Below are 17,992 nucleotides of genomic sequence, written 5' to 3'. Positions count from 1 at the left end.
AGTTTGGGAGTAAAAAAAGCGTTCATAGCACAGAATATGTTAAACCTAGAAGTAACAAAATTTTCAAAAAAATATTTTCTAATACATATTATCTGCTGGACATTGTTTATCACCTATGAACTGACAATGGTCTATATTGCCTTAGGAACCCTAGAAAAACTTTACATTTATTTAGTTTTTTACGCTATCAATATTTCATTCTTTTATCTTTTTGCAACATTATTGGATTATGTTTTCGAAGAAAGGAAACGTCGATATTTCAAAGGCATTGCAGGTTACCTATTATTGCTCAGCCTATACATGATAACTAAATCTGTTGCTGACTATTTGGTTAGTAGTTCGCCTGCTAACCCATCCAATTCCATCATTTATATAGAAGGTTTCTTGCAGCGAAATATCATGAGAGCATTATACTTCTCTATTTTGGCCATGTTTTATTGGGCTGCAGGTCATATATCCTATTTTCGTCGGCAGGCTGCGGAAGCTGAAAAGCGACAGTTAATTATTGAAAAAGAAAAGGCAGAGCTGGAAACCCAGCTTACCAAGTCCCGTAATGCCTATCTTCAACAACAGATTAACCCTCATATGCTCTTCAATGCGCTAAACTTTGTTTACAACAGCACACAAAAATATTCCGATGATGCCGCTAATTGCATTTGGCTCCTATCGGAGATTATGCGTTTCAGCCTGGAAGAAGCTGGTCCGGATGGAAAAATCAAACTGGATAGAGAAGTTGAGCAGATTGAAAACCTCATCGCGATCAACCGCTACAGGTTTAAAGAACCTCTATATCTTAAGCCGGAACTGCATGGTGATTTCAGTCGTTATAAAATAATTCCGCTGATCCTGCTTACGTTGACTGAAAATATATTTAAACATGGAAATTTAGCCGAATCCGATTCGCCAGCTTTGCTCAAACTGTTTACGGATGAAAACGGTCAGTTAACTTTTCACAGCAGAAACTTAAAAAAATCAAAGAACGGACATCTCCGTCAGCGAAAAGCACTGGGTCTGCAGAACATCCGGCTCCGCATGGATTCATTTTATAAAGACAACTATAAGCTGGAAATCAACGAGCCTGGCGAATTTTACGAACTCACTTTAACCCTTAAATTATGAGTTTAACCTGCTATATTATTGATGATGAATATCATTCAATTGAAGTACTCGATAAGTACATCAATCAAACCCCAGGCCTGGAACTGGTTGGCAGCTCCACCAACCCGCTTTTAGCGCTGGAAGAATTATGTACTATCCCAACACCCGATATTGTTCTTTTAGATGTCGATATGCCACAGCTCAATGGCCTTGATGTGGCAGACCTTATAGGTTCAGCGAGCAACATTATTTTCACAACCTCCTACCGGGAGTACGCACCGGAAGCGTTTGAAAAAGATGCAGTAGATTACCTGTTAAAGCCCATCAATTACGCCAGGTTTTTAAAGGCAGTTACCAGGGTGCGTTCAAATCTCACCAGTCAGACCAACCAAATCACAGCTAGCCCATTTTTTTTCATCAAAAGCAACATTAAAGGAAAATTTAACCGGATCACTATCGCAGAGATCCGTTATATCGAAAATATAGGCAACTATATCATTATCCATATGAATGATGAAAAAGTAACTACTTACCTCACTTTAGCGGAAGTCCTTTCCAAGTTACCTGTTGAAGGTTTTTCCAGGATCCATCAGTCTTATATCGTCAACCATGCAGCTATTCATTCGTTAGAATACGCCCAGGTAAGACTAAGCGGAGAGGTGAGTATTCCGATTGGAGGGACTTACCGTACCGCGTTCCGGGAAAAAATCCAGCCGGCTCTACTCGTCAGTAAAAGAGACAAAAGTGATCACTAGACTGAAGTCTTTTCGCGGGCCAAACGTGAGCCGGCATATTTTTGCAGGCAATAGTAAACGAGCAACTCCTGTTGCCTTTGTCTAACGGAGAACGTCCGGTTCAGTTGCATATGCACCAGGTCAGCCAAAAGCTCCATTCTATTATCATTTGAATAGCTTCTTGTAAGCCCATCCAAAACAGACATCTGCTTTAACAGTGGCGAAAGATGCTTTGATAATGCTTTACTTTCCAGCAAGTCCGCTATCATTAATTTCTTCTGCCGGTATTTCTCATCCATTGCGACTTTAAGCGTTTTATCTGCCCTGAACTCTGCCATAAACTGATCCGTCACCTTACCAAGGTAATCCAGGGAATCAATCAGAGATGGAAAAAAGCAACTGATCATGCGATGGGCAGTTAGCAAGGCCAGTTCAAACTCGCTAGGTTCGAAAAAATTGTTCCCCTTTAAAGTTAACGCAAGGACAGTAAGATGGCTTCCCGCGCAAAAAAGTTCTTCAACATGTGAAATGAGATCGGGCCCATATCGTTCGATTTCTCTCCGGTAAGTATCTCCCTGGAAATCCCGGATGAGTTTATCATGTCCGGATGATTCAATTTTTTTACGCAAGGCGACGAGTATCGCGCCAAGATCATCTTCCTCCGCCTGTATGCGCAGACGCAGATGATAGCCTTTATCGCTGTAACGGATGAAAAACCAGTTTTTGATCCGCTTCTTCTGTCCTTTGATGAATGGGAAAATCACCCTACTAAGGATTTCATCCGAAGCGCGTGGAATGCAGAAAATTTTAAGGTAAAGCCAGTTACTCCCCATTAAAAAGTCGCGTTGCTTTTCACCGTAAACAGTGATATTTTCCTTTTTTGAAGGTTTATAAATATTATTCCCGTGGGCAAGAAAAGCAATCATCTGCCCCGCAAGTGGCTTTTTACCGGACAGAACGGAACGATCAGGCAATAAATATTCCTGAATGGTTATCCGCTTTAAACCGTCAATGCACTGCAGAAAAAACCTTGCCTCGGTGGAATTGGCCAGATCAAAAACCAACTGCTGGTCTGTTGCCCCTATGGTGATGTACCGGGGCAGGTGGTGCTTTCTGCGAAAACCATCCAGGGTTTTGATGGGATCAGTATTGTCCCCTACGGATAAATGCTTTATGTCTGACTCCTTAAAATTCCATTTCGCCAGACAGAGGATCACCCTTCCGCAACAGACCCGTGGATAAAAAGTAAGGCCCGGAAAAAAGTTTTCCAGGCTAAATGAAAGTCCTGCCTGTACACCCTGAAATTGCAGGTCACACAACAACCGGAAAACCGGCGAGTGGTTATTCCGAAAGTTATAGGCGGTCGCCAGACGGGGAATTACTCTTTTGTTCAACTTAGACGACTCTAATATCAATTCACCGCCTTTAAGAGAAAGCATGAGTTCGCCTGGCAGAACCAGTTTTTCAACTGGCTGCGAAGGAGATACGTTCAGGGGTATCTCGTGTGAATAAATGGGCTTACGGCGATTGATATTATCCACATGGCTATCAGACTGCTGTGCAATGTCGGCAAAAACAACTTCCGGGTTTGCTGTAGTTTCCTTTGCGGCAAGCTCGCGGCAAAACTGGTGTACCGGGTCACTAAAGCAAGAGAACCTTCCGATCAGCGAAGCGGCAGTTACACCGCCCGAACTTTCGATGATCAGGTGTTCGCCCGTCGAGCGGTACATGAGCGCCTGCGTCTGGGGCATAGGCAATACTACCTTTTTATGATTTTCCAGTTTAATCAAATCATCTTCGCTGATCTGAAGGGGCGCCCAGGGATCGCGAAGGGTGTCCCCTATCCAGAGTTTGAAGATAAACTGCTGTGAGGCATGCCATCCAAGTGTTCTATTTTCATCTTCCGGCACGGGGAAAGGAATATTCTCCAGGATATCGTGATCAGGCATGGATGGCTCCATCTCGCCATAATGCAATCCCCCGTCGGGATCTAAGGCTAGCAGTAAAGGCACCCTTTCCTGATCAAAGCGGGCACGGAAGTCACGGATAAAACGCGACAGATCAGCAGGCTGCTCAGCATTTGCCAATAACTGCAGCACATGGACAGCTTTGGACAGTTCTTCCTGTTCAGTGCTATTTGGTCCCCCAGTTTTGTTCGGCCTTTCCAGGGCTGCATAAAATGGCTGTCCAAAAGGTTTATTTTCCTTTGCAATTTTTCCGATTTCCCCGGCCAAAGCCGATAGGGATGCTTCACCCGATATAGGAATCATCGTATAATTTTTCCAGAAACCGTTCCAGCTAGGTAATCCAAAGAAGTTCTCAATGATCTCATTACTGATTACTTTGCCCTGAGTGCCATTGAAAACCGCTCCGGCGTCAAGCAGAAATTGGATGTATTCTTCCGCTTCTGCATCTGAGCACTCACTGTGCTCCATAATCCACGTCAAGAGGATGTTTTTGGAAGTCTTCTTTGAAGATAAAAATGAAAACAGCTGTACATTGAATTTTACGGCTGCAATCCCTTCCAAGGAAAAGCTAAACCTCCCCTTATCATCTAAAGATGATTTGGTGTAGCGGAAAACGTCATTAAACCGGTACAGCGCGGGGTTGACCATCAATCCGTCTGACAGATCAGCCTCCGCCCTGTTCTTCAGTTTCCTTAAAAATTCCTGATCAGGCAACAAATGAAGGATCGACTCATCGCTTCCGGCAAGCCTGATCTGACCACCGATTCCCCAATGAAGTAAAGTAAAGGAGGAGAAGCTTCCAAAAGGGGTTGGCCTGAAGCACATCCGGTTATAATATTTATAAAGGGTATGTTTTTCCTTGTCTGCTAATTTATCGAAATCAAATTCCTTTTTTTCAAGTAAGGCATAAAACGCTGCGCTCGCCAAAAAAACTGCATTGCGGAAAGCCTGTTCCTGCAACACTTCAGGCAACCGCGAGAGATCATAGCCGGTAAAGCTATAGTACGGTGCCCGTAAAAACAACTGCGGTAAAAACCGGTAGACCATTGACCTGCTTTCTTTCATCAATTTATCACTTTAAAGGGTATAATACCCATCTCATACTGTTTTGGCTTTTCTATTCACCGTTAATTCGTTTCATAATTCTTTTACCATGAAGGCAATTTTAAAATCAACCGTTCCACCGTTGCTCGTACTGCTATTTGTTTATGCTGCTTTGAGTAAGCTGCTAACTTTTTCAGACTTTGACCAGCAGCTTCACAACCAATCTTTTCCCAGCTGGCTTGCTGATTTCCTACTGTATTTTTTGATCCCTGCCGAAATCATCACTGCGCTGCTGCTGTGTTTCAAGCGGACCATCATATCTGGTCTGTTGTTCTCATCTGCACTGCTACTGGCCTTCACATCCTACATCGCCATGGTCATGCTTCATTTCTGGGACAGGGTTCCCTGTTCATGTGGGGGCATTCTGAACCAAATGGGCTGGACCACACATCTAATATTCAACAGTTTCTTTCTGATCCTCAACCTTCTCGCTTTGTACCTCTATACCGCTGAAAGGAAAGGATTGAATACGTTCAACATCATCACCAACGACCAAACAGGGCCAGCTGAAAACCTGCGAAAAGAGTAAGCATCATTTTTTCACTAAAGTTTTTCTGAATGTTTTTTGATGTAATAAAGCATTCGTTTCCTATGAAAAGGATCAAATTAAACTTTGCTGCTATCGCCTTCCTACTTGGAACAGGCGTAGCAGTAGCATCTACTGCTCAAAAAGCCAATGTTAAATGGGGTTTCAATGGCACCTCTTATGAAGAGGTAACTGGCGACTACAGCTGCGAATCCTCCGACAACACTTGTACCCGCACCTATCCAGCAGGTCAAAATCCCAATGTCAATCCAATCGGCTACATCGAGCAGGAACTTGGCAATTTTTCACAGTAGTATCTGATTAACCTTTTGAACCAGCAACCGGCATCGCGCCGGTTGCTTTTTTATTTACCGCTCATTCTGCGGAATCCCGCTGGCGGATATTTCTTCAGCCGGAATGGGCAGCACATAACGTTTATCACCAGCGATTAATGTGAATACCTGCCCTGAAACCGTGCGGATTATACTTTTTGCAAAGCGCGGATCTTTATTGAGCCGCCTGAGGTCTCCCCAGCGGAGTCCCCTGAAGGCGAGTTCCTTACGTCTTTCTTTAAGTATAATCTTCAGGGCCTCTTCTGCGTCGTTCGCACTCAGGAGCTGGTAGGTCCCTTTGGCCCAGCGCGTAACCAGCAGGGTGTTCAGTTCTTGCATCGCCTCGGCAAAACTGCCCATCCTTGCCAATGATTCGGCGCGGATGAGGTACATCTCATCCACACACAATCCCCCAAAAAGCTGCAGGCGGAAGCCTGTATACCGCCCCTTGAAATAAAAAGGCGCGGGGCCTGCAAAGAATATGCTTTTTCTCAAATCCTTGTCTGCATAAAGCTGGTATAACTCATCTGCTACCGTGGTCCTGGTAGAGGAGCTAAATCCATAAGGTATGAGTTTATCATAAAAGATTACCTCGGGATTATCTGCTGCCGGAGAAGAGGGAAATGGATTGGTTGCGGTCTGGCTGATGGTATTGTAATCCAGCAGAGAATGGTTAAGCGCAAGAGATGCTGCCGCATATTTACCAGCCAGTTCATAATTTTCCATATTCAGGTATACCCGAGCTAATAGTGCATTCGCTGCAGCCTTTGAGGGACGGCTTTTGAACTGCGTCAGCTGGGGCAATAACTTTTCTGCCTCTACGAGGTCACTGATGAGTTGGTCATATACCTGCTGCACGGAAGCCCTTCCCCCCTTCGCATTCACATCTGGAGTGAGGCGCAGGGGTATTCCCAGATCTAAGCCGGCCGTGTTCTTGTCATAGGTCTTGGAAAACAACTGCATCAGGTTATAAAAAGCAAATGCCCGGTGGAAAAGTGCGCTTCCTTTAGTGGTGTTCCAGTTGGTCTTCGAACCTTCTGCCCCTTCCAGATCCTTCAGACCATCTAATATGATATTGGCATAAAAGATCTGTTGATAAGGAAGGTTCCAGTCTGCACAAGTCTGGTTCTGATAGAGATCTTCAGCCCACAGGTAGCTATTTTTTTGGACCATCGTGGTGAACCCAGCCACGCCGGCATCATTGGCGTAATAGTCATCAGCTGAAATTTCCTGCAGCGAGGGGCTGGTGTTGAATATGGTCAGGTTATCCATTAAGGCATTAAAATCGTCCAGGGTTGTGGGAATGAGTAGTGCCTTATCAGGCTTTTTATCCAGGAATTCCTTTTGGCAGGAACTAAAAAGCAGGCCGGAGAGCAAAAGACCCATCAGTAAAAATATTGTTTTCATAATAGTCAGTTTCGTTATCATCATTTTAAAAATCAGCTTTAATGCCTACAGCAACCGTGCGGGCGGGCGGGTAATCAGCAGTGGGATAATCTGGGTCAAAATGGGTTTTGGTTGACTTCCAGATGATCCCGATGTTATTGGCATAGAGATAGACCTGCAGTTTACTGAGTGCAAGCCGCTGCAATACGTTTTTACCAAACTCGTAAGCAAGGCTAATGTCCTGCAGGCGGATATTATCTGCCTTTTGTACCGTTGTGGTAGAAAAATTATAGAAACTGTCCCTTGCCGCATTAATGCCGGCAGGCATCGAAGGGATGGTGGTGATCAGTTCATCTCCAGGCTTCTGCCAGCGCTCGCTATACCTGCCCTGAAAGTAACCCTGTCCGGAAAGAATGCTGGCGTAAAAAATGCCCGGCTGCCTGAAATAGTAGCCCAGGCGATAGCTGATATTTGCAGAAAAGGAAAATTGCCTGTAGCTGAATGTGTTCCGCAGGGCGCCGTAGCTTACCGGCCGGGCAGGGCCACTGTAAATCAAGTTATCTGCGGTCGCTGAAGACAACAACTGCCCATAATCTTTGCTTATTTTGTCGCCGAGATAACCCTGAGGGTCGCCGTTCTGTGGATCGAGGCCTGCGAAGGCATAACTGTATACGGCATAAAAGGGTTTCCCCTGTAAAGGATAAACTTCACTGTCGGAAAACTGTGCATATCTAACTGCCGGTTGCTGGAGCGCGTAATCCACAACCTTATCCTTTACATAGCTAAAAAAGAAACTGGTCTGCCATTTGAACTCACCGGCCAGATTCTGGCTGTTTAAACTAAGGTCGATGCCTGCGCCACGTGTATTTGCCGTATTGCCCCGAAAGGTAGTGATGCCCGAGGAGGGTGCAAAGGCAATATCCCCGATCAGATCGATACCCCGCTTGAGGTAAGGCTCTATGGTGCCGCTGATGCGGTTGTTCCTCCCCGCAAAATCGATCCCGATGTTGATCAGTCGTACACGTTCCCACCTCAGCTCGGGGTTTGGCGGATTGATGACCTGCGCATATACGGTATTGATGGCATTGCCTGTGCCGTATAGCGCTGTTGTGAAGGCAGAAAGGCTTTTATTCACATTGCCATTGTAGCCGTAGGTCAGCCTCATTTTTAAATAGGGTAGCCACTCGAGGCCGTAAAAAGGTTCTTGATCAATATTCCAGGCGAGTCCCGCGGAATAAAGGGGCACCCCCTGTTGATTGGTTTTTACCCCGAACAGGTTACTCCGGTCGAGCCTTGCACTGGCAGACAGGGTATAGCGGTCAAGGTAGGTATAGGCCGCATTCGAGTAATAAGAAATATTGCGGTCGGTCAGATCGGTCATGCTGTTATAAAACGGGATAGCTGCCAGCGAACCGGGGATTGCATACTGGGGAAACTGGCTGAGGTAATCGACCCCTAAAGCAGTTGCATGGCTGTCGTCATAACCATAGGAGCGGTTGCTGTTCCCCACCGTATGGAAATCACGAAGTTCATATCCTGCAATGGCCGTGAGACTATGTTTATCATTCCATTGACGGTTAAAATTCAGCTGGCCCCTAATGCTTTGACTGGTGGCGGTGAGGTCATTCAGATCGAGTATTGCGCCGCGGGGAATGGAGTTAGTGAGTTTTCCGTTAGCATCAACTGCCGAAAAATTGTTGATCAGGTTCCGGGTAAAATAGGTTTTTTCGCTCCGCAGGTTCCGCCCGTTAGCGATACTCTGTCCATACTGATAAAGTAAGGACAGCGAAAGATAAGGCTTGATTTTATAACTGGCGCCAAAATTCAACCGGTAATCGATCAGTTTGCGGGTTTTATCCGCCAGGAAGATTTCTTCCAGGGGCTTATAGCTCCAGTCGAGCAATCCCTGTTGCTGCGCGGACTGAACGAAACGCTGCCGGTAGTCGTGCGTGATTGCAATGGGATTTCCCGCGGCATCGACAAGCCTGGCATAGGGATATAGCGAAGGGCCGTTACCGGTGTTGAGTCCGATCAGGCTTGTCCCGGGATTGTTGGTAACAGTATTGCTCTGGGTATAATAAAATCCAGTCGTTATTTCCAGTTTTTTACTAAGTAAGTTGATGGACTGTCCGCCGTTAAAGGTATAGCGGTCAAAACCGTTTCCTACCAGGTTATCCTGGTTATGGTCATATCCTCCCGACAGGTTAAAGCGCTGGATTTCGCTGCCACCACTAAAATTCAGGGCATACTGCTGGTTAATACTTTTACGGTAAAAATAGTTGTCAAAGTCATTCCGCACATCATTTGAAGCTAAAGCACTAATCTGCGCATCAGCCTGATCCKCTGAGATTTTACCATCCCTGCGGGCAATCAGCAGTTCCACTACCGGCGTTATCGCGGGATTATTAAAGCCAGTTTCGGCATTAAGGTAAAAGCCTTTGTCAAAAAGTGCTTTTTCGACGCCTATGAAATCTGCAGCAGACATCCTGGGCTGATAAAAAATATCTGGTTTATCACCCATTGTCGCATTGGCATTAAAGCCGACTTTCAGGGGCTGGCTATAACGTCCTTTTTTGGTTGTAATCACAATCACACCGTTTCCGGCACGGGAACCCCAGATGGAAGCCGCAGCAGCATCCTTGAGCACTGAAATGCTCTCTACATCATTGGGATTAATATTATTGATATCCCCATCATATGGAAAATTATCCAGTACAATCAATGGACTGGAATTGCCATATATGGTATTTTGTCCCCGCACACTAATCAGGCCCGCCCCTGCCGACCTGCCTTTGTTGAAAAGCAGGCCAGGAGTGACATCTTCCAGCCGTTCCAGCACGCCTGTGCTCACCCTGCGGTTGAGCAGTTTGTTATCCACCTGAACAAAAGATCCTGTGGCCCTGCCGGCAGGCAGAGTCTGATAACCGGTAGAAACGACCACTTCATTTAATTGTGCTGTTGCAGCAGCCAGTATAATCAAGACCGGCTTATCGTTAGCGGATACCTTCAGGCTCACCTGCTGATAGCCAAGATAGGTTACCTGTAGGTTGACGCCGGAAAGTGTGGTCTTTAAAGCGAAACTTCCCGTCTGGTCAGTCAGGACCGCCTCACCGGATTCTTCCATTTTAACGGTGGCTCCAATCAGGGGAATCCGCCCGTCAGCCGCCACAACTTTGCCCTTTATTTCTTTTATGGGCTGTTGGGCATTGAGCGGTAAACTGTAAAGCAGAAACAGCGTAGCGAGATATAGTATAATAATTTTCTTCATAATTAAAATTTGTGCGTTAGCGTTTACGGATAATGAGCATTTCGATCTCTGCAGGCTTTTCAACAAAGCGCAGGTCATAGCGGGCGAGCGCTTTATTGATCTGCTCAATACTGCCCGTATTGGCCGTGAACTCCAGGTCAACCATGCCTGTATATCCGGTCTGGTCAATCATCGGAAGTGGATTCCCTTGTAACGGAACCTGTAACCTTTCAATGAAAACAGAGAGGAAGCAACTCGTTAATTTGCATCCAAAGCCGTCTACGTAAACCGAGGGCTGCCCACCCGAGGTACGGAGTTTATCTGTTGAAGAGGTGCGCACCAATGCCAGCGCCTTTACTTTCCTTTTTTCCAGTCCTACCCGGTAATCCGAGAAAAATCCCTTGAGCTCATCCTGCATCAAGGCATATGTCCGAGCGCTGGATTGCTGGTTAATCATGAGCTCATAACAATATCCCCTGCCCTGCTTCAACCAGTCCAGAAAATCTGCGCTGACTAGCTTTTTGGGCTCAAATTCTTCCACCAGTCCATCTTCGAGCACCGTTTCTTTTTTTTCTTTTTTATAGGCTATCCGGAACAGTTCGGGAATGGTCAGGTTACGCCCGGTAATGCGTCTCACAGGTCCTCCTGATTGTACGTCTACGTCTTTATAGATCCCGCGGCCGATATTGGTGATATAACCTGAAAGCTGAGATCGAAAAATACCGTTATCGAGATCCTCTCCCTCAAAAAACAAAGGCTTACTGGTATCATAAAGCATTTTCTCATCCTTTTTAACTTTCAGTTCTAACGATCCTGCGGCTAATAAGGCTTTTATATTTTCAGCAGAGATCGCCTGCCGGTCGGTTATGGCCTTTACAACACCATCCCCGCCTATCCATACATAATGCGGGAGGGTCTGATGGGGAAAAAGCCGGACCAGTGTCGTATCTGCTGTAACCATCGGCAGCGACACAGATTTACCGGTCTGCTGCTGCAGCTTTTTATAAAAGGCATCGACCTCTTTAAAGGACTGATAAGCTACCGGGAGGAACTGCACACGGCCGTTAAATTCTTCCTGTAAGGCCTCCATTTTAGGAATCATGGCAATACAGGGCGCACACCATGTTGCCCAGAAATCCACGATGAGCAGTTTGCCCTTAAAGGCTGAAAGCGGCAGGGCTACCGGCGTTTTATCTGATCCATTGAGGCCTGAAATATTCTGTATAAGTACATCCGGCGCCTGCTGCCCTATAGCTAATCCTCGATTATTTGCAGCCCCTGGGGTAACTGATAAGTTTTTATCCTGGGCATGCACCCAAAAAACTGGGCATAGCAGTAGCAGGAAGCATAATTTAAGCTTCATTTTGATTGATTTAAGACGTAAAAAAATTAGAAATTGAACTGTAAAGTCCGTCTATGCCCCTATTCCTTCAATCTTGCCTTGTTCCATCAGCGTCCGCACGGCCGTGACCAAATCGATCAGGCCATCGAAAACATCACTAACTTCCTGTTCACTGATATTAAGTTCCAGAAAACCCTTCTTATCATTCAAGGCGTAACCCTGAAACGACTCGAGCAACGTCAGCTTTATTTTATGATCACTATAGTGTCGATAAAATAATTCCAACACCTGTTGAGCTGTTTTCAAAGAAGGGCTTCCAGAATTATAATCAGATAAAGTCATGAATTGATGGTTAGGAAAAAGTGTTAGTTGATTAAAGCAAGCGCAAAGTTTGACTACTTTACAGTAATATATGGCAACCGGATTTCAGCAGTGATCGAAAAAACCCCGGCTGCCAAGGTGGGTTTATTCCGGACCTTTAATAATATTTTTGATAGGATTTTGGAGCGAAGGTGAAATAAAATCAATGTAAGAATATATAACCAAGCTCACATTGCCATAAATACAACAGAAACATGTCAAATCATCCGGACCCGACTTCACCCCGCCTATATTCCGCGGTACCTGCCCGGACTCATACTTATTTTTATTAATCAGTCCCTGCCTGCTACGACCTATAGGCCAAATGCTCCATACCGCCAATGAGCTATATAAAAAAGCCCAACAGAGAAAAAAAAACGGCAAATAACTACTAGTGGTCTTCATATAACAGGATTAAAAATGCTAAACTAAAAATTGATCAAAGGCAGTCGCCCAAAGTACCCAATTGTGGAAGAGGCTAAGTGGCAGAAAAACTCCCACCCTGGCCCAAAATCCGGACATACCAATCCCACTACGGCAAATCCGTTTATTCTTTAAAACACAAAAAATAGAGGAAAGATGGGCAAAAAACATCCCAATAAACCAGGTCCAAGCTCCAAGCAACAAAAAATGAGGCAGGCCATCATTATTAAGAACCTATTTTATTTTCGACCATAAAGGTCAACCTGCCCCATCCAAAAAAACTACTCAGGATTCTTTGGCTTCAAGGCATAAAGCCGATCAAACGGACAAGTTAATAGGGACTGATATAAAAATACTTGAAAATGATGAACAATTAAAATAACATATTGGAGCATACTCACCTCAGTAAGTACCAACCAGTTAATCCAACTTATTTTTTGTCTGCTCATAATCCTATGTTATGAGTCTTGGCGGAGAGAGGAAAAAGTGGGCTTCCCAAACCATAACCTCATAATGTTTCTCACGCCTTACGTTGAAATGGAATTACAGCAGAAGCCCACTCTTATTTTGGAAAGCTAAAGATAGCAATTCCGCTATAAGAAATGGGATAAAATCTGCTGTCCTGCTCCAACGGCGTGAGATTTGAGGTTGCAAGACTCTTAATTTTACCTTACTGGTTTTATTTTTTTATTACGTAAATGTAAATAAAAAAAAGCTTAATGTCAAGTAATTGCATGACGATTTTAAATAAAATATAAAAGACATTGCCAATTATATTTTTATTAGCAATAAAATGATTAGTGAGAAAGAAAAAATAATCCTGAAAAGATTCGGTCAGCATTTAAAATCTTTAAAAGAGAAACAGGAACTTTCTTATCGCGAATTTTACAAGAGAAGCGGGGTTAATACCGGAGATATTATTAAATATGAAAATGGAGAAACCAGTCCAAGTTTTATTACATTATTGAGATTGGCAATAGGTTTAAAAATCCATCCAACAGAACTTCTGGATTTTAATTTTGGAATCGACTTTAGCGCCGGGCTGGAATAACATAAGCTGTTATGATTAAGTGGCAAATCTGAAGATCATAAGCAACTAAAGAAAGAAGCGGCAAATAATGAAATGCTGATCATTATATCACCTAATGCACATTTAAAAAATCTTTACCACAAAATAGGATAGTTTGTGGCCCCATTCCCATTCTTTTTTCATCACTATCCATCATTTAGACCAAAAATTTTTGTGGTTAATTATGTATTTCAGTTTTTACCGGACACTAATGATTTTGTTTATAAAAATTCCAGTGTTGAAGGGAAAAGATACTTAGTTAGCTGCCTTTTTCCTGAAAAAAGGTAACAATGGAGACCGATATCGAACACTTTTGGTCAACCAAATTACCGAACATATCTACCTGAAAAACAAAAAATTAAGAGAAAAAAAATGGGGCAAAAATCTTCGAAAAAATCTTTGCCCCACTGGGGTCGGCAAAAGTTCGGATAAGCAATAAATTCATAGCCGATTTAAAGAGAATCGCAGAATTAGACACTAAAATAACAGAGTACGATGAGCTGGGAAGGCTCTTAAAAATTAGGAAGGAACAAGAAACACTAATCCCGAAAGTCATTGACAAAAAGAAAAAAAATTAGAGCTAAAAGAAAATCTAGAAAGGTCTTACTTAAAAAGTGGATCATTAATATTTCGGATGACTAATAAGTAACTTCTCGAAGAGTCACTCTACGCCTCGATTCAACTGACATAAGTAGGTTACACTTTTTGTCCCGAAAACCTACGGTACTTAGTACCACGCTTCGCTGGGAGCAGGTCCAGTTCATTGCCCGATTGCTTGAACCTGTTGTAATACTTCAAAAAACTCTGCGCATCAGTATCATGCGCAGAGTAGAAGTCTTTTACAAGTTTTAAATTGGCGTGCAAACCAGCTTTTACCTGTTCATATTCTGTGATCAGGAAACGGTATTTGCTCAGGTAATTACGCTTTAAGGTAAGATCATTCGTGTTTATTCGCATAAATCAATCACTAGCTAATACAAAACTAATTCTGTTACCGAATTACTAAACCCTTACAGCAATGACGATTTGCTATTACAATAACCTATAAAGCAATCATTTTATCAAAATAATAATCGAACTCTGGTTGATAATAAAATCAGGTGTTTTCTCTTAAATAGTTTTACTTATAAGTCGCCGCTAGTTTTAAAGCGTTATAAGCATTCACAATACCACCCGTTACACAAATTTCTGAGAAAGGTACACTAACTGGCGCTCCGTCTTTTAAAGAAGTTACATTATGGTTAATTTTTACAACCGATTTTAAAATGATTTCCTTTACCTGAGCTGCTGTTAATTTAGGATAATAAGAACGAATTAAAGCTGCCAAACCTACTACCACTGGTGCTGCCATACTAGTTCCGCTTTCCGGTTTATAAGTGTTTTCGGGAGTTGTTGAATTAATAAGTACCCCTGGGGCAAAAACATCGACACTTGTTTTTCCAAAATTAGAGAACCCAGCTTTTAAAGTTTCGTTATCTTTAAAAGCAGATGCTCCTACTGTAATATATGAACTTGCAATTTCTCCATTTAAGTATTTTCTTGAAGGAAAATTACTTTCAACATCTATATCTTTATTTTCATTCCCAGCAGCTTGAACCAATAATACATCTTTACTTACAGCATATTTAATTGCTTCATCTACTGCTTCTTTATCCGATGAATATGCTTTACCAAAACTCATGTTAATTACTTTAGCCCCATTATCTGCTGCGTACCTAATAGCGTTTGCAACATCTTTATCGCGTTCATCGCCATTTGGTGTAGTACGAACTCCCATAATTAACACATTATTCGCCACCCCCATAATGCCTAAATTATTGCTACGATCTGCACCAATTATACCCGAAACATGGGATCCATGCGAAGCATCAGGACCTTTTACATCATTATTACCATAAAATCTTTCCTTGCTGTTATTAGGATCATCACCTACAATACTACGAGGGTTATAATCAACATTGTAGTCATAATTAATTTGATCATCAAGATGCTTCATGTCTTTAGCTAGTCGGTCATTATAAAAAGTCTTGAAGTCCGTATCTTTTAAAACATTTAATAGAGTTGCTTTTATTCTACTTTCTCTCTCACTCTCTGGTTGAAAAGCTTCAATATCATTAGGCGTTGGATTTTCCTTCCCAATTTTCTTAATTAAAAGATCTAATGCGCTTTTAAATCCAGAAATCCCAGCAAAATTACTTTTTGCTGTAGTTAACTCTTGATCAAGCAGTGATCGATTCTTCATAAAATCTTCGTAACTTGCTTTATCCTTTTCGGCTACTGTTTCGGCTGTAAGGTTAGCAAAACGAGCTTTATCACGACGAACCAAACGAGTTAGCTCTAAGTTTTCATGGTCAATTGAACCCGTTGCTCCGCCTAAAAAATTCCAACCATGAATATCGTCCTTGTACCCATTCTTATCATCGTCTACTCCATTGCCTTCGATTTCCTTTTTATTGGTCCAAATTACTCTTTTAAGGTCTTCATGATTTAAATCAACCCCACCATCTAGTACTGCAACCACTACTGGCTTCGATTTTTTACCTTTTAGCAGCTCTTTATAAGCTTTTTCTGTACTGATACCAAAAACGGAGTCAGTTTTAAGATCCAAATTTTGCCAATTCGCCTTTTGAGCAAGTGAAAGTAAAGGAAGCACACTAAAACATGATAATGCGATTATTTTTTTTAAAGAATGGTTATTATTCATACAGTTTTTAATAAATTATTATTGACTAGTTTCAAAGAATGGCTTTAATGCCGTTTTATTATTAACCTTAGTTCGATTAATTTTTACCCGTTGTGATCAATTTTTAGTCTCTTTTTCCTAACGCGATCGTCATGCTGAACTTGTTTCAGCATCTTTCCTGCTAGATAGACCCTGAAATAAATTCAGGGTGACGACGGTGAGTCGAAAATATCTACAGAAGATCTTTAAAGACATGTTATTAATCGAGTTCAGGTTATTAAGTTAATTATCGATTAAAATAATGTTATAAGTGGTTAATAGCCCAGTAGTGGAGAATTTAGCTTTTCGAAGTAAATTTCGTTCTGGATCGATGGTAAAGTTTACATTAATGGTTTAATTGCATGTTAGGATTAAATAATTTGACACGAGTAGGGATTTCAAAAGTATAATTAGGGCTTTTCGGTGCTAATGTTCCTTCTACTGCTAATGTCTTTGTATTAATCCTTTTCACCTCTGGCATTCTGCCTTCCTGATCCAAACGCTTCATATCAAACCAGCGAAGACCACTATAAGCTCCTTCTCTTCTTCGTTCTGCCAGTACTTTAACTAAAGCTTCTTCGCCTGTGGCCGCACTTTGATCAACATAAGCCGCAGTTTTAACCCTATTTTTACGTAACAAGTTCACAATGGCCATGGCTTCATTAAATTGGCCTTGCCTTGCCAACAATTCAGCTTTAGTTAAGTACATTTCTGGGAAGGTTATACCGAAATTATATTCTCCTGGTAGCGGTGCCCGTACCAAACCATCATTGTTTATTATGGTTAAGAACTGGTAACGAAGATCGTTGTTGTCAAAATAATTTTTTAAGTCGGTAGAGTAGAGCATAAAACTAGGAGAGCCGCTAACTGATGCGCGTTGCCAAAGTACTTCAGAACTTAATTCGGAAATGGGAAGAGCAGTAGGTATGGGGGGGTAAGAATTATAATTTAACAAGGTGTGTGGCGCAGTTAAGGCTAAATCGTTATACTTTTTAGCATTGGCAAAATCTGCCATATACAAATAAATCCTGGTTAATAAGCCATAGGCTACATATTTGGTTACCCGATACCGGTTTACATTACTGTTGGGTAAAGCCGGAATTGCCATAGTTACATCGCCTATAATCTGATCTAATGTAGCTTTGAGTGATGATCTGGCAGGAGCCTTATCATTTACATTGGTACTGGTTACCAAGGGAAGGCCGGGATCTGTGCCTGCCGTTGCAGGATTATAGGCTTTGGCAAATACTGTTAATAGTTCGAGATAACAATTGGCCCTGATTACTAATGCTTCACCTGTAATGCTTTGTTTCTGTACATCGGTACCTTCGGTAGCAGTTGGTATTCCATTGATAATCACATTCGCAGAATAGATACAACGGTAAGATGGTCCCCAAACATCGGGACTGACCAGTTCATTCTCCGTTAAAATTGGTCTCCAGAAATAACCATTGGCAGCTGGTGAGGTAGTGGTTGCTGTAAATGAATTTAAATTATCGTCAGTAAAATCGAGTAGATTTATTGAAAATGTTTTGGTTAGCGAAGGAGAATTTAAGATTGCTTCGTAATCTGTAACTTTTTCTGGTAAGATGATTCCTTTAGGTTTTACATCAAGAAATTTTTTGCATGAAGAACATGCCAGCACGGTAAGAATTAACAATATGATATGTTTATGTTTCATG

General features: G+C 42.5%; 13 protein-coding genes. 5 read left to right on the top strand and 8 right to left on the bottom strand.

Annotated elements, in window-relative coordinates; all coding sequences use genetic code 11:
- The first annotated feature begins 300 nt into the window (after positions 1-300).
- Positions 301-1,119: a sensor histidine kinase gene (locus tag AC1DNH_RS00210; protein WP_477625050.1), complete on the top strand. Its 819-nt coding sequence runs from the start codon at positions 301-303 to the stop codon at positions 1,117-1,119.
- Entirely contained in the window at positions 1,116-1,853 is a 738-nt protein-coding gene (locus tag AC1DNH_RS00205; protein WP_477582606.1) for a LytR/AlgR family response regulator transcription factor, read from the top strand. Before AC1DNH_RS00210 ends, AC1DNH_RS00205 begins: the two co-directional genes overlap by 4 nt.
- Here AC1DNH_RS00205 and AC1DNH_RS00200 read toward each other — a convergent pair.
- On the bottom strand, positions 1,850-4,864 hold the full coding sequence (locus AC1DNH_RS00200; RefSeq protein ID WP_477607676.1) for a lantibiotic dehydratase: 3,015 nt from the start codon (positions 4,862-4,864) through the stop codon (positions 1,850-1,852). The two genes, AC1DNH_RS00205 and AC1DNH_RS00200, sit on opposite strands and share 4 nt — an antisense overlap.
- Before the next feature lie 88 nt (positions 4,865-4,952).
- Here AC1DNH_RS00200 and AC1DNH_RS00195 point away from each other — a divergent pair, with 88 nt between their 5' ends.
- The gene (locus tag AC1DNH_RS00195) at positions 4,953-5,432 is read left to right on the top strand and encodes a MauE/DoxX family redox-associated membrane protein (protein WP_477582611.1); all 480 of its coding nucleotides are present in this window, start codon (positions 4,953-4,955) and stop codon (positions 5,430-5,432) included.
- A gap of 62 nt (positions 5,433-5,494) precedes the next feature.
- Complete coding sequence (locus tag AC1DNH_RS00190) at positions 5,495-5,743, top strand: DUF6520 family protein (RefSeq protein ID WP_477582613.1); 249 nt, start codon at positions 5,495-5,497, stop codon at positions 5,741-5,743.
- A 54-nt stretch (positions 5,744-5,797) separates the two neighbouring features.
- Here the strand turns inward: AC1DNH_RS00190 and AC1DNH_RS00185 are convergent, their stop codons facing one another.
- Genes AC1DNH_RS00185 through AC1DNH_RS00170 form a run of 4 tightly spaced genes read right to left on the bottom strand, consistent with a single transcriptional unit; the run spans position 5,798 to position 12,078 of the window.
- Positions 5,798-7,168 carry a RagB/SusD family nutrient uptake outer membrane protein gene (locus tag AC1DNH_RS00185; protein WP_477582615.1) on the bottom strand — a complete coding sequence of 457 codons (1,371 nt, stop codon included), beginning with the start codon at positions 7,166-7,168 and terminating at the stop codon, positions 5,798-5,800.
- Positions 7,169-7,193: 25 nt separating this feature from the next.
- Positions 7,194-10,415 carry a SusC/RagA family TonB-linked outer membrane protein gene (locus AC1DNH_RS00180; protein ID WP_477625049.1) on the bottom strand — a complete coding sequence of 1,074 codons (3,222 nt, stop codon included), beginning with the start codon at positions 10,413-10,415 and terminating at the stop codon, positions 7,194-7,196.
- A gap of 16 nt (positions 10,416-10,431) precedes the next feature.
- Positions 10,432-11,757 carry a TlpA family protein disulfide reductase gene (locus AC1DNH_RS00175; protein WP_477585252.1) on the bottom strand — a complete coding sequence of 442 codons (1,326 nt, stop codon included), beginning with the start codon at positions 11,755-11,757 and terminating at the stop codon, positions 10,432-10,434.
- Between the two features lie 51 nt (positions 11,758-11,808).
- Positions 11,809-12,078, bottom strand: coding sequence for a hypothetical protein (locus AC1DNH_RS00170; RefSeq protein WP_477607680.1), 270 nt, complete (start codon positions 12,076-12,078; stop codon positions 11,809-11,811).
- Between the two features lie 1,234 nt (positions 12,079-13,312).
- Between AC1DNH_RS00170 and AC1DNH_RS00165 the strand changes: the two genes are divergently transcribed.
- The gene (locus tag AC1DNH_RS00165; RefSeq protein ID WP_215126009.1) at positions 13,313-13,570 is read left to right on the top strand and encodes a helix-turn-helix domain-containing protein; all 258 of its coding nucleotides are present in this window, start codon (positions 13,313-13,315) and stop codon (positions 13,568-13,570) included.
- A gap of 714 nt (positions 13,571-14,284) precedes the next feature.
- Here the strand turns inward: AC1DNH_RS00165 and AC1DNH_RS00160 are convergent.
- The 3 genes from AC1DNH_RS00160 to AC1DNH_RS00150 form a co-directional block, all read right to left on the bottom strand.
- The gene (locus AC1DNH_RS00160) at positions 14,285-14,545 is read right to left on the bottom strand and encodes a hypothetical protein (RefSeq protein WP_477585048.1); all 261 of its coding nucleotides are present in this window, start codon (positions 14,543-14,545) and stop codon (positions 14,285-14,287) included.
- 163 nt (positions 14,546-14,708) lie between these two features.
- A complete protein-coding gene (locus AC1DNH_RS00155; protein ID WP_477625048.1) occupies positions 14,709-16,292 on the bottom strand; it encodes a S8 family peptidase in 1,584 nt (527 codons plus the stop codon).
- A gap of 364 nt (positions 16,293-16,656) precedes the next feature.
- Positions 16,657-17,991: a RagB/SusD family nutrient uptake outer membrane protein gene (locus tag AC1DNH_RS00150; RefSeq protein ID WP_477625047.1), complete on the bottom strand. Its 1,335-nt coding sequence runs from the start codon at positions 17,989-17,991 to the stop codon at positions 16,657-16,659.
- Position 17,992 lies beyond the last annotated feature (1 nt).

The organism is Pedobacter sp. 01N310 (genome assembly GCF_056399805.1).
This window is presented reverse-complemented; position numbering and strand designations above follow the sequence as displayed.

Excerpts from the sequence above, each read along its gene's own strand:
- AC1DNH_RS00200 (WP_477607676.1), bottom strand. The coding sequence starts at position 4,864 with ATGAAAGAAAGCAGGTCAATGGTCTACCGGTTTTTACCGCAGTTGTTT.
- AC1DNH_RS00185 (WP_477582615.1), bottom strand. The coding sequence starts at position 7,168 with ATGAAAACAATATTTTTACTGATGGGTCTTTTGCTCTCCGGCCTGCTT.
- AC1DNH_RS00160 (WP_477585048.1), bottom strand. The coding sequence starts at position 14,545 with ATGCGAATAAACACGAATGATCTTACCTTAAAGCGTAATTACCTGAGC.
- AC1DNH_RS00210 (WP_477625050.1), top strand. The coding sequence starts at position 301 with ATGATAACTAAATCTGTTGCTGACTATTTGGTTAGTAGTTCGCCTGCT.
- AC1DNH_RS00170 (WP_477607680.1), bottom strand. The coding sequence starts at position 12,078 with ATGACTTTATCTGATTATAATTCTGGAAGCCCTTCTTTGAAAACAGCT.
- AC1DNH_RS00195 (WP_477582611.1), top strand. The coding sequence starts at position 4,953 with ATGAAGGCAATTTTAAAATCAACCGTTCCACCGTTGCTCGTACTGCTA.
- AC1DNH_RS00150 (WP_477625047.1), bottom strand. The coding sequence starts at position 17,991 with ATGAAACATAAACATATCATATTGTTAATTCTTACCGTGCTGGCATGT.
- AC1DNH_RS00175 (WP_477585252.1), bottom strand. The coding sequence starts at position 11,757 with ATGAAGCTTAAATTATGCTTCCTGCTACTGCTATGCCCAGTTTTTTGG.
- AC1DNH_RS00205 (WP_477582606.1), top strand. The coding sequence starts at position 1,116 with ATGAGTTTAACCTGCTATATTATTGATGATGAATATCATTCAATTGAA.
- AC1DNH_RS00190 (WP_477582613.1), top strand. The coding sequence starts at position 5,495 with ATGAAAAGGATCAAATTAAACTTTGCTGCTATCGCCTTCCTACTTGGA.
- AC1DNH_RS00165 (WP_215126009.1), top strand. The coding sequence starts at position 13,313 with ATGATTAGTGAGAAAGAAAAAATAATCCTGAAAAGATTCGGTCAGCAT.
- AC1DNH_RS00155 (WP_477625048.1), bottom strand. The coding sequence starts at position 16,292 with ATGAATAATAACCATTCTTTAAAAAAAATAATCGCATTATCATGTTTT.